Annotated in this window: 17 protein-coding genes; 2 read left to right on the top strand and 15 right to left on the bottom strand. The window is 60.0% G+C overall.

The features are described 5' to 3' along the window. The first annotated feature begins 102 nt into the window (after positions 1 to 102). Positions 103 to 804 (top strand): glutathione binding-like protein, encoded by a 702-nt coding sequence (locus AYM40_RS05290; protein WP_063495311.1) that lies wholly within the window; start codon positions 103 to 105, stop codon positions 802 to 804. Positions 805 to 955: 151 nt separating this feature from the next. Here AYM40_RS05290 and AYM40_RS05285 read toward each other — a convergent pair whose 3' ends face one another. The 14 genes from AYM40_RS05285 to AYM40_RS05225 all read right to left on the bottom strand — a co-directional run bounded on the left by AYM40_RS05285 (position 956) and on the right by AYM40_RS05225 (position 13,193). After that, entirely contained in the window at positions 956 to 1,435 is a 480-nt protein-coding gene (locus tag AYM40_RS05285) for a MaoC family dehydratase (protein WP_063495310.1), read from the bottom strand. Beyond that, positions 1,432 to 1,890 (bottom strand): MaoC family dehydratase, encoded by a 459-nt coding sequence (locus tag AYM40_RS05280; protein ID WP_063495309.1) that lies wholly within the window; start codon positions 1,888 to 1,890, stop codon positions 1,432 to 1,434. The genes AYM40_RS05285 and AYM40_RS05280 overlap by 4 nt, the downstream gene beginning before the upstream one ends. Before the next feature lie 36 nt (positions 1,891 to 1,926). Continuing rightward, complete coding sequence (locus AYM40_RS05275) at positions 1,927 to 3,054, bottom strand: acyl-CoA dehydrogenase family protein (protein WP_063495308.1); 1,128 nt, start codon at positions 3,052 to 3,054, stop codon at positions 1,927 to 1,929. A 10-nt stretch (positions 3,055 to 3,064) separates the two neighbouring features. Next, positions 3,065 to 4,261: an acyl-CoA dehydrogenase family protein gene (locus AYM40_RS05270; protein ID WP_063495307.1), complete on the bottom strand. Its 1,197-nt coding sequence runs from the start codon at positions 4,259 to 4,261 to the stop codon at positions 3,065 to 3,067. 48 nt (positions 4,262 to 4,309) lie between these two features. After that, entirely contained in the window at positions 4,310 to 4,735 is a 426-nt protein-coding gene (locus AYM40_RS05265; RefSeq protein WP_063495306.1) for a DUF1178 family protein, read from the bottom strand. A 265-nt stretch (positions 4,736 to 5,000) separates the two neighbouring features. Continuing rightward, positions 5,001 to 5,525 carry a helix-turn-helix transcriptional regulator gene (locus AYM40_RS05260; protein ID WP_063495305.1) on the bottom strand — a complete coding sequence of 175 codons (525 nt, stop codon included), beginning with the start codon at positions 5,523 to 5,525 and terminating at the stop codon, positions 5,001 to 5,003. 50 nt (positions 5,526 to 5,575) lie between these two features. Beyond that, entirely contained in the window at positions 5,576 to 5,824 is a 249-nt protein-coding gene (locus AYM40_RS42215) for a hypothetical protein (protein WP_082854953.1), read from the bottom strand. Positions 5,825 to 6,164: 340 nt separating this feature from the next. Next, entirely contained in the window at positions 6,165 to 6,749 is a 585-nt protein-coding gene (locus AYM40_RS05255) for an NUDIX domain-containing protein (protein WP_063495304.1), read from the bottom strand. A 42-nt stretch (positions 6,750 to 6,791) separates the two neighbouring features. Continuing rightward, positions 6,792 to 7,088, bottom strand: a complete 297-nt coding sequence (locus AYM40_RS05250; RefSeq protein ID WP_063495303.1) for a DUF2818 family protein — start codon at positions 7,086 to 7,088, stop codon at positions 6,792 to 6,794. Next, a complete protein-coding gene (gene nuoN, locus AYM40_RS05245) occupies positions 7,088 to 8,560 on the bottom strand; it encodes an NADH-quinone oxidoreductase subunit NuoN (protein WP_063495302.1) in 1,473 nt (490 codons plus the stop codon). Before nuoN ends, AYM40_RS05250 begins: the two co-directional genes overlap by 1 nt. A 25-nt stretch (positions 8,561 to 8,585) precedes the next feature. After that, the gene (locus AYM40_RS05240) at positions 8,586 to 10,076 is read right to left on the bottom strand and encodes an NADH-quinone oxidoreductase subunit M (RefSeq protein WP_063495301.1); all 1,491 of its coding nucleotides are present in this window, start codon (positions 10,074 to 10,076) and stop codon (positions 8,586 to 8,588) included. A gap of 14 nt (positions 10,077 to 10,090) precedes the next feature. Further along, positions 10,091 to 12,163, bottom strand: a complete 2,073-nt coding sequence (nuoL, locus tag AYM40_RS05235) for an NADH-quinone oxidoreductase subunit L (RefSeq protein ID WP_063495300.1) — start codon at positions 12,161 to 12,163, stop codon at positions 10,091 to 10,093. A 17-nt stretch (positions 12,164 to 12,180) separates the two neighbouring features. Further along, positions 12,181 to 12,486 carry an NADH-quinone oxidoreductase subunit NuoK gene (gene nuoK, locus AYM40_RS05230; protein WP_013339863.1) on the bottom strand — a complete coding sequence of 102 codons (306 nt, stop codon included), beginning with the start codon at positions 12,484 to 12,486 and terminating at the stop codon, positions 12,181 to 12,183. Positions 12,487 to 12,506: 20 nt separating this feature from the next. Beyond that, the gene (locus tag AYM40_RS05225; protein WP_063495299.1) at positions 12,507 to 13,193 is read right to left on the bottom strand and encodes an NADH-quinone oxidoreductase subunit J; all 687 of its coding nucleotides are present in this window, start codon (positions 13,191 to 13,193) and stop codon (positions 12,507 to 12,509) included. Between AYM40_RS05225 and AYM40_RS41260 the strand changes: the two genes are divergently transcribed. Continuing rightward, positions 13,183 to 13,467 (top strand): hypothetical protein, encoded by a 285-nt coding sequence (locus AYM40_RS41260; RefSeq protein WP_158515241.1) that lies wholly within the window; start codon positions 13,183 to 13,185, stop codon positions 13,465 to 13,467. The two genes, AYM40_RS05225 and AYM40_RS41260, sit on opposite strands and share 11 nt — an antisense overlap. Here the strand turns inward: AYM40_RS41260 and nuoI are convergent. Then, positions 13,416 to 13,904 (bottom strand): NADH-quinone oxidoreductase subunit NuoI, encoded by a 489-nt coding sequence (nuoI, locus tag AYM40_RS05220; protein WP_063495298.1) that lies wholly within the window; start codon positions 13,902 to 13,904, stop codon positions 13,416 to 13,418. The genes AYM40_RS41260 and nuoI overlap by 52 nt on opposite strands. Between the last annotated feature and the right edge of the window lie 7 nt (positions 13,905 to 13,911).

Below are 13,911 nucleotides of genomic sequence, written 5' to 3'. Positions count from 1 at the left end.
GCTCATGGTGGCACGGCCAGCAGCATCGCGCGATCTGTGCTCTAATTTTTGTCAATTGCGGCGCCCTTTGCGGCGCCGCTTTCACGAAACCAAGGAGCCAGGATGATCGACGTCTATAGCTGGGCCACCCCGAACGGCCATAAGGTTCACATCATGCTCGAGGAAACGGGCCTCGCGTATACGGTGCATGGCATCGATATCGGCGCGGGCGACCAGTTCAAACCCGAATTCCTTGCCGTCAGCCCGAACAACAAGATTCCTGCGATCGTCGATTCGGAAGGCCCTAAAGACGCCAGCGGCAAACCGTTCGCACTGTTCGAATCGGGCGCGATTCTGATTTACCTCGCGGAGAAAACGGGCAAGTTCCTGCCGGCTAATCCGGCCGCACGCTACGCGACGCTGCAATGGCTGATGTTCCAGATGGGCGGCGTAGGCCCGATGCTTGGGCAAACACATCATTTCCGCATCTATGCGCCGGAGCCGATCGAATATGCGATCAATCGTTACACGAACGAAACGCGGCGTCTGTACGGCGTGATGGACACGCAACTCGGCAAGACGCAGTATCTGGCCGGCAATGACTATACGATCGCTGACATCGCCGCATTTCCGTGGACGCGCTCGTGGCAGAACCAGGGTATCGAACTGGATACGTTTCCGCATGTGAAGCGCTGGCACGAAGAAATTGCCGCACGTCCGGCGGTGGTACGCGGCGTCGAAGTGCTGGCGTCGGCCCGTAAGCCACTCATGGACGACAAAGCTAAAGAGATGCTGTTCGGTGCGACGCAATACGCCAAGCACTAGTCCTGCGTTCGATCCGTAGCATCGGCGCTCGTTCGCATTGGCAATGACCGCGACCGCAGCATTGCTATTCACAGATGGCGTCGATGCAAAAAAGCGCGAGACGGCAGCACTGCCGCTCGCGCTTTTTTGCCAACCGGTCGGCTATGAACGGTTAGAAGTAATGCCGCGTGATGAACTCCGCGACACATACCGGCCGCTCACTACCCTGCCGCTCCAGCGTCACATTCCACTCAACCTGCACACCGGCGTTGTCGACGTCGGCGACGGATTCCACCGCAAACCGTGCACGCAACTGCGAGTTGACCAGCACCGGCGACGTGAACCGCACGCGATTCAATCCGTAATTGACACCCATGCGCTGCTTGAGCCCCACCGTCTTGCCGAGCAACACCGGAATCAACGACAGCGTCATGAACCCATGCGCGACCGGACCACCGAACGGTGACTCACGCCGCGCCCGCTCGGGGTCGACGTGAATCCACTGGTGATCGCCGGTGGCTTCGGCGAAACGATCGACGCTCGCCTGATCGACCGTCAGCCAGTCGCTAACGAGCGGTTCGGCGCCAATCAGCGCACGCAATGCCGCTGCATCGCCAAACGTTACGGTAGGCACCGCGTTGCTGCCCGTCATGTCGCGGCTCCCGGATTGCGCAGTCCGAACAGCCCCTTGGAGCGCACAGTGATCACCGTTTCACCATGCTGATTGATGCCTTCCCACCGCATCGAAACGATACCGCGATCCGGCTTGCTCGCCGAAACGCGCTTCTCGAGTACAGCATTCATCATTGTGATCGTGTCGCCGACGCGCACCGGCTTCAACCAGCGGATCTCGTCGATACCGGGCGAGCCCATCGAAGTCGAGCCCGAGATCGCGTTGCGCACCAGCATGCCCATCATGACCGAACAGGTGTGCCAGCCGCTTGCAATCAATCCGCGAAACTGCGACTCTGCGGCTGCAGCTTCGTCAAGGTGAAAAGGTTGCGGATCGAACTTCTCCGCGAACTCAACAATCTCTGCACGCGTGAACGTATGCTTGCCGATTTCGGTAGTCGTGCCGACTACCATGTCCTCGAAACTCAGACCCATCGCCACACCTCTTTCTTGTCCGATTCGACCAGCTGATCAGGCTTCGGCAGTGACAAAGCCGGGCAGCGCGGCGAACCGCGCGAGATGGTGATCAACATCGCCCAAGGTGGTTTCGATGATAGCAAGACGTTTGAACAGATGCGCCGCCGCGACTTCGTTCGTGACGCCCATGCCACCGTGCAATTGGACCGCCTGCTGACCGACGAAACGGGCAGCCTGACCGACCCGTACCTTAGCTGCGGAAACCGCGCGGCGACGTTCGTCGGCGTCTGCGCTCGTGTAACGCATGGCTGCGAGATAGGTGACCGAACGCGCCTGCTCGGCGTGAATCAACATCTCGACCATGCGATGCTGTAACGCCTGAAACCGCGCGATCGGCTGACCGAACTGCTGGCGCGTTTTGGTGTACTCGACCGTTGCATGGTTCAGCGCGTCGAGCGCGCCAACTGCTTCCGCACAGAGCAATACCGTGCCGTAATCTGCGATGTGTTCGAGCGCCGCGGCGCCTGCGTGTTTGCCAGTGAGCTGGCGTGCCGGCGTGCCATCGAACCTGAGTGTCGCGGCGCGCTGGCCGTCGATCGTGCGGTAGTCAGTGACTTTGACACCGGCCGCATCGCGGGCGACGACAAAGAGCGCGATCTCGCCATTCAGCCGAGCCGGCACGATCCAAAAATCCGCCTGCGCGCCGTGCAGCACGACCGATTTCGTGCCGGTCACCATCGGCTGATCGCCCAGCCCGTTCGCAGCGGTCTCGACCTCGAACAGGTCGTAGCGCGCATGCGGCTCGTGAAATGCCACTGCGAGCCTGATCTCGCCCTGTGCCGCGCGTTCGAGCAGCGATGCGTCTTCGCCCTGCCCCGTGCCCGCCAGCCGTAGCGCCTCGACGCCCACTGCGGTCGCCCAATACGGCTCGACCACCAACGCACGGCCGAGCTCCTGCATGACCACCAGCATGTCGATCGGGCTGCCGTTGAAGCCACCCTGGGCTTCCGGCACCGGCAACGCAGTCAGACCCAATTCAGTAAAAGCTGTCCAGTGCACATCCGACACACCGGTTTCCGATTGCACGATCGCCTGGCGCGCTTCGAATCCGTAGCTCTTGTCCAGATAGCGGCGCAGCGCGTCAGCGAATTGCTGTTGTTCGTCGTTGAAAGTGAAGTCCATGCGCCGCTCCTCAAAGTCCCAAAATCATCTGCGCGATGATGTTCTTTTGAATTTCATTCGAGCCGCCGTAAATCGACGTCTTGCGGAAGTTGAAGTAGTACGCGGCCAGCGGCGCGGCGTCATCGTCGCCAGCGAGGCTATGTTCGCGTTCGCCTTCGAGGAATGGCACGTCGAACGGTGCGGCAAGCGGTCCAATTGCTTCGACCATCAGCTCAGTCAGCGCCTGCTGCACCTCCGTGCCTTTGATCTTAAGCATGGAGGCTTCCGGTCCCGGCCCGCGTCCGCCCGTTTCATTCGCGACCACGCGTTGCACGGTGACTTCGAGCGCCATCAGTTCGATCTCGAGGCTCGCGACTTTCGCGGCGAATACAGGATCTTGCAGCAACGGCTTGCCATTCTTCTTTTGATCCAGCGCGAGGCGCTTCAGGAATACGAGCTCGCGCTTCGATTGCCCGACGCGCGCAATCCCAGTGCGCTCGTGCCCGAGCAGGTACTTCGCATAGGTCCAGCCACGATTCTCTTCGCCGACCAGATTGTCGACCGGCACCTTTACGTCTTCAAAAAAGACTTCATTGACTTCGTGGTCTTCGTCGAGCGTGATGATCGGGCGCACGGTGATACCGGGCGTTTTCATGTCGATCAGCAGGAACGAGATGCCCTCCTGCTTTTTCGCGCCGCTGTCGGTGCGCACAAGGCAGAACATCATGTCGGCGTATTGGCCCAGCGTGGTCCAGGTTTTCTGACCGTTGACCACATAGTGATCGCCAACACGCTCGGCACGCGTGCGCAGCGAGGCCAGGTCGGAACCGGAGCCCGGTTCGGAATAGCCCTGACACCACCAGTCCGTGCCGTCGAGAATGCGCGGCAAATAGTGGCGCTTCTGCGCCTCATTGCCGTACTTCATCAGCACGGGCGCCACCATCGAGACGCCGAACGGCAGTACGGACGGCGCGCCGATACGCGCGCACTCTTCGTCCCAGATATGCCGTTGGGTCGCGTCCCAGCCAGGGCCGCCGTATTCTTTCGGCCACGCGACGACCGACCAGCCGCGCGTGCCGAGCAGCTTGTGCCAGCTTGCGAAGTCTTCGCGGTTCAGACGCTTGTGGTTGAGTACTTTGTCGCTCAGCTCACGAGGCAGATTCGCTTCGAGCCAAGCGCGGATGTCGGCGCGGAACGCGTCGTCAGCGAGGGAATAGTCCAGATTCATGCGTCGTGTCTCCTGGCCGCAACCGCCTGCTGCCAGTGAGCCACTGCGCTATTGCAGCGGTTCCTTCAAGGCAGCCGGGACCGGCAGCGGCATCACTTCGATGCCTTCTTCGACCAAGGCTTTCGCGTCTTCCGGTGTCGTGACACCGCGAATATTGCGCGCCGGCGCTTCGTTATAGTGAATGCGCCGTGCTTCCTCGGCGAAGCGGTCGCCCACGTTCTCAGTCTTTTCCAGTACCTCGCGCAATGCACGCATCACACGCGCCTGCATGTCCCTCGCGCCCGCAGGGACTTGCGTGTCAGTCGCTCCTGACAGATTCAGTCGGGGCGCCGACGGCAGGCGATGCACTTCGTTCGCTCCGCAGATCGGACATTCAACGAGCTTGCGGGACTGTTGCGACTCGAAGTCATCTGCCGAAGCGAACCAGCCTTCGAACCGATGGCCATGCGGACACTGTAAATCGAGGACCTTCATGTGGAATCAGGGCTTGCGTGCCAGTTTAGCGCAAAATGGAAATTTGTGAACGGTCGTTCGTAAATTTTTACGGACGGCGCGTTGACGCCAAGCGTCGCTGATAAATCGAACGCGGTGGGCGATTTTAACGCTTTGCGCAACGGGCTGCCGAAGGTGACTCAACCGGCGAACGGCACGCCGGAAATCCGTAGATGAAAGGGCGCGCTGATCATATAGCGCTCACTGGTTCGCGCGATCCCACCACCGCGCACCGGCGGCGCACCTTTTAAGCCACAAGGAATTCGAGTCGGCGGTTAAGCCTCGGTTCGAGTTGGAGCGCCTCCTTGGCGAGGTTGATCTGTTTAGCCGATTTCGCGACATCGAATACATCCGCCTTGATGTCATACCCGCCACGCGCGGTCAGCCAGCCAAGGATGTCCGACAGATGCCACACCGACGCACTGCCCTCGTGAACCGGCGGCGGAAAGTCGATTGCGTGGCTCAGCATCAGCTTACGCATGTTTTGCCGTGACACGCCCGCGACTTCTGCGACATCCGTGAGGCCGACGAAATCCGGCCCCGCCTCGACAAGACGCGCGGACGGCACTGCCTGTTTGATATCTTTGAGTGCGCTGACAAGCGCTTCGAACGCCGACGCGCCTTCACGAGCAAAAAACAGCGCAATGCGCCCCGGTTGCCCAACGCCGATAGTAGCGTCGTCGCATCCGGCTTCGCCTAGGCGCTCCACGATTTCGTCAAGATCGCAGTCTTCCGCAACGAGCCGGTACTTCAAGGTGAACACATATTCCATAAATTACTCCTGCCTTCATTCAGCCTCGGGCTTTTGCCCTTCGAACACTTTTATTGCCGGCGCGTCGTGCAATTGTCGACGATGCGCCTAAGGTGCTTTGCGTGATTGCCGGGATTCTTCGGCGTACTCCAGACACTCGAGATGCAGAACTCGCCGCAACGACATTCTGCGTCGTTGTAGGGGCAATACATCTTTCCCCAGGCGTGACCTCTTCCACCGCCATGAACACGCCAGCCGTTTCTTTCCGCGTAAGCCAGCGCGGCCTCAACCTCTTTTTTTGAATGGATTCCACGAACCATTTATATCCTCCAATTTAGTGCCTGCGCACATGGTTGTCAAGTGACAACCATGTGCGCAGTCGACTGAACTCGAATCCGCCTCGCACTCTTCGTTATTCAAATTAAGTGCGATAACAAACTCCGTTGCCAGGCGTCGATACTAGAGCGGCGACTCCCATGAGGCGAGACTGCCGGATGGCATAGGACAAGAACCCGTTTTTCAGACACGGATGCACCGCATTGAGTCGATATCGCGCCCACAATGACAAAGCCCCTGCCGGTCATAGACCAACAGGGGCTTTTTGCAGAGTTTCCAACTGGCGCGCGACTCGCGCCCGTTCTGCGCTCTGGACTGAGCGCGCTATCGCGGCTCGGTCATTGGCCAGACACCCGACAGCGCCTTCTCCAGCCAGAACGTGCCGATGATGGTTTTCACGTCCGTCACCTTTCCGGTACGTACCCATTCCAACATGTCGGTGACGCTAGCCGTGAACAGTTCGAGGAATTCGCCGTCGTCGAGTTTGCGTTCGCCGGCAGTCAGCCCACGCGCCAGGTAAATATCGATGAACTCGGTCGAGTAGGAAATGATGGGATGAATGCGCGTCAGATAAACATACTCGCGCGCCGTATAGCCGGTCTCTTCCTGCAGTTCACGTTTCGCGCAGGCCAGCGCGCCTTCGTTCGGATCGAGCTTGCCCGCCGGATACTCGACCATGACCTTGCCCATCGGATAGCGGTACTGGCTTTCCAGCAACACGCGCCCGTCGTCGAATAGCGGGATTACCATTACGGCACCCGGATGCTGAACGTACTCGCGAGTGGCCTGCTTACCGTCGGGCAAGCGGACCGTATCGCACTTGAGCGTCAGGAACGGCCCTTGATGGATCATTTTGCTCTCGAGACAGGTCTCGGTGAGCACGGCATCGTGATCGGGGAGTTCAGCCATATGCGACCTCAAGACAGCTTGGTGCGCGACGGCGAGACGCCGTCAGCGGCGTTTGACGAGATACTGGAAGGTAAAACCGGGGAAAGCGAACACGACGAACAACGCAAACGTGATCGCGTAGAACTGCCACCCCTGTTCGAAGCGGTTACCCGCGCGCGCTTCCAGCAGAAAACCGAGCGCGCCGACCGCAAAGTACAGCACGATCAATTCGGCGATCCGGATCCAGGCGCTCTTCTTCGCCGCGTTCAACGGCACCGCGGCGAAGAGACGCTGATTCAGGAATGGCAGGTTGGCGCCGACCAGCGCCAACAAGACGATAAACCAACCCGCAGCCGACATCAGAGCAGCAGCGTGTGCTGGATAGCCTGCAGGCAGGCCTTCAACAGCGGATCCGGCACGATACCGAGCACCAGCACGGCAACACCATTGAGCGCGAGCAAAGCACGCGTGCCCGTGTCGGCGAGGATCGGCGACTTGTCTTGCGGCTCGTCGAAGTACATCAGCTTGACGATACGCAGGTAGTAGAACGCACCGAACAGCGACGTGATCACGGCCAACACGGTCAGCCAGGTCAACCCGGCATTCATGGTTGCCTGCAGCACGGCGAGCTTGGCGTAGAAGCCGACCGCAGGCGGGATGCCGGCGAGCGAGAACATCATCACCATCATGACGAAAGCGAACACCGGGCTGCGTTGATTCAGGCCCTTGAAGTCGTCGATCGTATCAGCTTCGAAATCGCGGCGTGCCAGCAGCATGATGATGCCGAAGGTGCCCAGCGTCGTAATCAGGTAGACGATGCTGTAAAACATGGCCGAGCCGTACGCATTGGCCGCGCCGGTCGTCTTCTGATCCACCACGCCTGCCAGCAGGCCAAGCAGCACGAAGCCCATGTTCGAGATCGCCGAGTACGCGAGCATGCGCTTCACGTTGCGTTGCACGATGCCGGTGATGTTGCCGACGATCAGCGACAGCGCGGCCAGGATCACCAGCATTTGCTGCCATTCGACTGCCAGCGGCAGCAGGCCCATCACGAGAAAGCGCAGGCCCCACGCGAATGCCGCCACCTTCGGACCGCCACCGACCAGCAGCGTCATCGCCGTCGGTGCACCTTGATACACGTCAGGCACCCACATATGGAACGGCACCGCGCCCATCTTGAACGCCACGCCAGCCACGATGAAAATCACGCCGAACAACAGCACGCTCGGATCGTAGTGGCTCGTGCCGATCGCCTTGAACACTTCGTTCAGGTCGAGCGAGCCGGTCGCGCCGTACAGCATCGAGATGCCGTACAGCAGGAAACCGGAAGCCATTGCGCCGAGCACGTAGTACTTCATTGCTGCTTCGTTCGATTGTGCGGCGTCACGACGCAGTGCGATCACACCGTACAGCGACAGCGACATCAATTCCAGACCGAGGTACAGCGTCAGGAAGTTGTTGCCGGAGATCATCACGAGCTGGCCGAGCAACGAGAACATGCCCAACAGGAAGAAATCGCCGCGGAACAGAGCGCGATCTTCGAGGTACTTGCGCGAATAAACGATCGACACGGTGTAGCCGAGCGTCACTACCGCCTTCATCACGTTGGCGAACGAATCCACCACGTACATGTGGCCGAAGAAGTAGTGCACTTGCGGATCGAACGCGTTCAGTGCGAACCAGATGCCGGCCACGAGCGTCGAGATGACCGCGATGAAATACGTGGTACGGCGACCGGCATCGCCGACGAACGTGTCGTTGAGCCACGCGACGACAACGGCGAGCATCACCAGTGCGTCGGGCAGCAGAGCAGTCATAGGGGCGTTTTGCATGGTCTTTAAATTCCTCCGCTCTGCATTACTGTGGCAACGGCAGCTTGGACTGCGCAACGTGGGAGAGGAGGTTGTCCACGGATACGTGCATCACATCGGTAAAGGGCTTCGGATATAGGCCCATGAACATCGTCAGTGCAGCGAGCACTGCCAGCATGAAGAACTCACGACGGTTGATGTCGAGAAGGCTCTTCACGTGATCGTTGACGACCGCGCCGAAGTACACGCGCTTGTACATCCACAGCGTGTAGGCCGCGCCGAGAATCAACGTGACAGCCGCGCCGCCTGCGATCCAGAAGTTGTACTGGACAGCAGCCAGAATCACCATGAACTCGCCGACGAAACCGGAAGTACCCGGCAAGCCGCAATTGGCCATCGAGAACAGCATCACGAATGCCGCGAACTTCGGCATCACGTTGACGACGCCGCCGTAATCGGCGATCTGGCGCGAGTGCATACGGTCATACAACACGCCGATACACAGGAACATTGCGCCCGACACAAAACCGTGCGAAATCATCTGCACGATCGCGCCTTCCATGCCGAGTTGGTTGAAGATGAAGAAGCCGAGCGTCACAAAACCCATGTGCGCGATCGACGAGTACGCGACCAGCTTCTTCATGTCAGCCTGCACCATCGCTACCAGACCGATGTAGATCACCGCGATCAGCGACAGCGCGATGACGACCGGTGCGAGGAAGTGGCTTGCGTCCGGTGCGATCGGCAGCGAGAAGCGCACGAAACCATACGCGCCTAGCTTCAGCATGATCGCGGCCAGCACGACCGAGCCGCCGGTCGGCGCTTCCACGTGGGCGTCAGGCAACCACGTGTGAACCGGCCACATCGGCACCTTCACGGCGAAGGCCAGGAAGAACGCTATGAATAGCAACACCTGCGGGGTCATGGCGATCTGCGTGTTCTGCCAGGTCGCCAGGTCGAACGTGCCGGTCTGGATGTACAGGTACAGCAATGCAACCAGCATCAGCAGCGAACCCATCAGCGTGTACAGGAAGAACTTGAACGCCGCATACACGCGGTTCGCCCCACCCCACACGCCGATGATGATGTACATCGGAATCAGCGTCGCTTCGAAGAACACGTAGAACAGCATGCCGTCCGCTGCGCTGAACACGCCGACCATGATGCCGGACAGGATCAGGAACGAAGCCAGGTACTGGGCCACATTCTTCGTGATGACTTCCCACGCGGAGATCACGACGATCACCGTAATCAATGCGGTCAACACAACGAACCACATCGAGATGCCGTCGACACCCAGGTGGTACGTGATATTGAAGCGCTCGATCCAGTTCGCCTTTTCGACGAACTGCAGATCGGCGGTGCTCGAATCAAAACCCGTAATCAGCGGGATCGTCACGATGAAGCTGACGACCGAGCCGATCAGCGCAATCCAGCGCGCCGGAGCCGGGTTCCGGTCGGAACCAATAGCCAGGACCAGTAGACCTACGAGGATCGGTAACCAGATCGCGATACTGAGAATCGGATAAGCGTGCATTAGTGTCCCTCGCCTTATTTGCCGCCGAGCGTTACAAACAGGGTCAGGAGCCCCAGCATGCCGATAATCATGGCAAACGCGTAGTGGTAGATGTAGCCGGACTGGAGGAAGCGGATCACGCTGGCAAACCAGCCGATAAAGCGTGCGCTGCCGTTGACGATGCCGTCGATGACCACGACGTCGCCTTCCTTCCAGAGACCACGGCCAATCGCCACGGCACCCCGCGCGAACACCACTTCGTTGATCTTGTCCATGTAGTACTTGTTGTCGAGCAGCGTGTAGATCGGACCGAACGCGCGCTTGATGACAGCCGGCAGATCAGGACGAACCAGGTACAGGAACCACGCGACCAGCACGCCCGCGAGCGCCAGCCACACCGGCAGGCCTGAGACCGAATGCAGACCCATCGACGCCCAGCCCTGGAATTCTTCCGCCATCTCATGCAGCGCCGGATGGTTTTCGCCGACGAAGATCACCTTGTCGAACGCCACGCCGTGCTGGAAGAAGTCGCCGAACAGCATCGGCGCGACAGCGATCGCACCGATCACCACCGACGGAATCGCCAGCAGCACCAGCGGCACCCACACCACCCATGGCGTTTCATGCGGCTCGTGCGCGTGGTCGTCGTGACCATGACCATGGCCGTGCGCGTCATGGCCGTGATCATCATGCGCATGCGCAGCCGCCTCGATGCCCATCGGCGATTCCGGATGCTTCGGATCGCGGAAGCGCTCCTTGCCGTGGAACACCATGAAGTACATACGGAACGAATACAGCGCAGTAACGAACACGCTCGCCACCACCGCGAAGTACGCAAAACCCGAACCCGGCAGATGCGAGAACTTCACTGCGTCGATGATCGAGTCTTTCGAGTAGAAGCCCGAGAAGAACGGCGTGCCGATCAGCGCCAGCGAACCGACCAGCGACGTGATCCACGTGATCGGCATGTACTTGCGCAGGCCGCCCATGTTGCGCATGTCCTGATCGTGGTGCATGCCGATGATCACGGAACCCGCGCCGAGGAACAGCAGCGCCTTGAAGAACGCGTGCGTCATCAGGTGGAAGATGGCGACCGAGTAAGCCGATGCGCCGAGTGCGACCGTCATGTAACCGAGCTGCGACAGCGTCGAGTACGCCACCACGCGCTTGATGTCGTTCTGGACGATCCCGAGGAAGCCCATGAACAGCGCCGTGATCGCGCCGATCACCATCACGAACGACAGCGCCGTATCCGACAGTTCGAACAGCGGCGACATGCGCGCGACCATGAAGATACCGGCCGTCACCATGGTTGCCGCGTGAATCAGTGCGGAGATCGGGGTCGGGCCTTCCATCGAATCCGGCAGCCAGACGTGCAGCGGGAACTGCGCCGACTTACCCATCGCGCCGATGAACAGGCAAATGCAGGCGGCCGTCAGCAGGCCCCAGTCCGTGCCCGGGAAGCTCAATGCCGCGAGTTCGGTGCGCTTCGCGAACACGTCGCCGTAGTTCATCGAACCGGCGAAAGCGAACAGCAGGCCGATGCCGAGCAGGAACCCGAAGTCGCCGATGCGGTTCACGATGAACGCCTTCATGTTCGCGTAGATCGCGCTCTCACGGGTGAAGTAGAAGCCGATCAGCAGGTACGACACCAGGCCCACCGCTTCCCAGCCGAAGAACAGCTGCAGGAAGTTGTTGCTCATCACGAGCATCAGCATCGAGAACGTGAACAGCGCGATGTACGAGAAGAAGCGCTGGTAGCCGTCGTCGTCGGCCATGTAGCCGATCGTGTAGATGTGCACCATCAGCGACACGAAGGTCACCACGCACATCATCAGCGCCGTCAGCGAGTCGACCAGGAAGCCGATCTCGAACTTCGTCCTGCCGATCTGCATCCAGTCATAGATGGTCGCGTTGAAGCTCGCGCCGTCCATCACCTGGAGGAAGACCATGACCGAGAGGATGAAGGAGACCGCGACGCCGAGGATCGTCACCGTGTGCGCACCGGCGCGCCCTACCGCTTTCCCGAACAGCCCCGCAATCAGGGAGCCGGCCAGCGGTGCCAGCGGGATCGCCAGCAGCAGGTTTTCATTGAGTGTCGTTGACATAACCGCTTTACCTGAAATTAACCTTTGAGCTGATCGAGGTCCTCGACATTGATCGTGTCGAGGCTACGGAACAGGGTCACCAGAATTGCGAGTCCGATCGCCGCTTCCGCTGCTGCAACCGTCAGTACGAAGAAGACGAAGATCTGGCCATGCACGTCGCCGAGGTAATGCGAGAACGCGACAAAATTGGTGTTCACCGCCAGCAGCATCAGTTCGATCGCCATCAGGATGATGATGACGTTGCGGCGGTTCAGGAAAATACCGACGACGCTGATCGCAAACAGGATCGCGCCGAGGACAAGGTAATGAGCAAGGGTCAACATGGTTTCTCTCTCCTGTGCGCTCAGCTGTTCCTGGCGGGTGCCGGGTCGGCCGCGGCTGCCGCTGCGGCGGCTTCTTCCGCCGCGACAGTTGCCGCGGTCTTTTCCGAGGCCATCTTCACGATGCGCACGCGGTCCTGGGCACGCACCTTGACCTGCTCGCTGACGTTCTGGCGCTTGCTGTCTTTCTTGTGACTCGTGGTCAGCGCAATCGCCGCGATGATCGCCACCAGCAGCACGAGGCCGGCGACTTCGAACGCGAAGATGTAGTCGGTGTAGATGACCTTGCCGATGATGCGGGTGTTCGACCAGCCGGCCATCCCGTTCGCGGCAGCCGTGGTGTCGCGCAGCGCCGTGGCGGTCGCGCCGTAGCCGTGCCACAGGATCAGCGCGGTCTCGATCACGATGATCGCGCCCACCAGCGTGGCCATGGGCACGAAGCGCTTGAAGTCTTTGCGCAGCACGTCGATGTTGATGTCCAGCATCATCACGACGAACAGGAACAGCACCATCACCGCGCCGACGTACACCAGCACCAGCAGGATCGCGAGGAACTCGGCCTGCAGCAGCATCCAGATCGCGGCCGCGTTGAAGAACGCCAGCACCAGAAACAGTGCGGACGACACCGGGTTGCGCGAGGTGATCACCTTCAGCCCTGAAACCACCAGGAGCAGTGCGAAGATGTAGAACAGTACGGTCGTGAATTCCATGATTACCGGTTCATCGTTAGGCCATCGTCAGGCATTGTTCTTTGGCACCTGCGTCTGGAAAAACACCCACACAGGTGCGCCGTGCCGCGGCGGTCAGGCCGCGGCGCTTGGCCCGACAACAGGCCGTGTTACTGCTGCATTTACTGCTGCATTTGCTGCTGCATTTGCTGCTGCATTTACTGCCGCATTTGCTGCCGCATTTACCGCTTCAGCAGAAGCGCTTCAACGATACGGTGCATCGGCTGCCTTGTTCGCCGCGATCTCCGCTTCGTAGCGATCGCCCACGGCCAGCAGCATGTCCTTCGTGAAGTACAGGTCGCCGCGCTTTTCGCCGTGATATTCGAGAATGTGCGTCTCGACGATCGAATCGACCGGGCAGCTCTCTTCGCAGAAACCGCAGAAGATGCACTTGGTCAGGTCGATGTCGTAACGCGTCGTGCGGCGGGTGTTGTCCGCACGCGTTTCCGATTCGATCGTGATGGCGAGCGCCGGGCACACCGCTTCGCACAGCTTGCAGGCGATACAGCGCTCTTCGCCGTTTTCATACCGGCGCAGCGCGTGCAGGCCGCGGAAACGCGGCGAAATCGGGGTCTTCTCTTCCGGGAACTGCACCGTGATCTTGCGCTGGAACGCATAACGTCCGGTCAGCGCGAGGCCTTTGAGCAGCTCCGTCAGGAAGAAGGTCTTGAAAAAGTTTTGGATTGCGGTCATGGGTTCA

Source organism: Paraburkholderia phytofirmans OLGA172 (assembly GCF_001634365.1).
GTDB lineage: Bacteria > Pseudomonadota > Gammaproteobacteria > Burkholderiales > Burkholderiaceae > Paraburkholderia.
The sequence above is the reverse complement of the archived record's forward strand: the minus strand, read 5'-3'. Positions and strand labels throughout refer to the sequence as shown.

Coding starts and splice junctions, on each gene's coding strand:
- AYM40_RS05270 (WP_063495307.1), bottom strand. CDS start 4,261: ATGAATCTGGACTATTCCCTCGCTGACGACGCGTTCCGCGCCGACATC.
- nuoL (WP_063495300.1), bottom strand. CDS start 12,163: ATGTCAACGACACTCAATGAAAACCTGCTGCTGGCGATCCCGCTGGCA.
- AYM40_RS05280 (WP_063495309.1), bottom strand. CDS start 1,890: ATGGGTCTGAGTTTCGAGGACATGGTAGTCGGCACGACTACCGAAATC.
- nuoI (WP_063495298.1), bottom strand. CDS start 13,904: ATGACCGCAATCCAAAACTTTTTCAAGACCTTCTTCCTGACGGAGCTG.
- nuoK (WP_013339863.1), bottom strand. CDS start 12,486: ATGTTGACCCTTGCTCATTACCTTGTCCTCGGCGCGATCCTGTTTGCG.
- nuoN (WP_063495302.1), bottom strand. CDS start 8,560: ATGCAAAACGCCCCTATGACTGCTCTGCTGCCCGACGCACTGGTGATG.
- AYM40_RS05260 (WP_063495305.1), bottom strand. CDS start 5,525: ATGGAATATGTGTTCACCTTGAAGTACCGGCTCGTTGCGGAAGACTGC.
- AYM40_RS05250 (WP_063495303.1), bottom strand. CDS start 7,088: ATGTCGGCTGCGGGTTGGTTTATCGTCTTGTTGGCGCTGGTCGGCGCC.
- AYM40_RS05225 (WP_063495299.1), bottom strand. CDS start 13,193: ATGGAATTCACGACCGTACTGTTCTACATCTTCGCACTGCTCCTGGTG.
- AYM40_RS05255 (WP_063495304.1), bottom strand. CDS start 6,749: ATGGCTGAACTCCCCGATCACGATGCCGTGCTCACCGAGACCTGTCTC.
- AYM40_RS05290 (WP_063495311.1), top strand. CDS start 103: ATGATCGACGTCTATAGCTGGGCCACCCCGAACGGCCATAAGGTTCAC.
- AYM40_RS05285 (WP_063495310.1), bottom strand. CDS start 1,435: ATGACGGGCAGCAACGCGGTGCCTACCGTAACGTTTGGCGATGCAGCG.
- AYM40_RS42215 (WP_082854953.1), bottom strand. CDS start 5,824: ATGGTTCGTGGAATCCATTCAAAAAAAGAGGTTGAGGCCGCGCTGGCT.
- AYM40_RS05265 (WP_063495306.1), bottom strand. CDS start 4,735: ATGAAGGTCCTCGATTTACAGTGTCCGCATGGCCATCGGTTCGAAGGC.
- AYM40_RS05240 (WP_063495301.1), bottom strand. CDS start 10,076: ATGCACGCTTATCCGATTCTCAGTATCGCGATCTGGTTACCGATCCTC.
- AYM40_RS05275 (WP_063495308.1), bottom strand. CDS start 3,054: ATGGACTTCACTTTCAACGACGAACAACAGCAATTCGCTGACGCGCTG.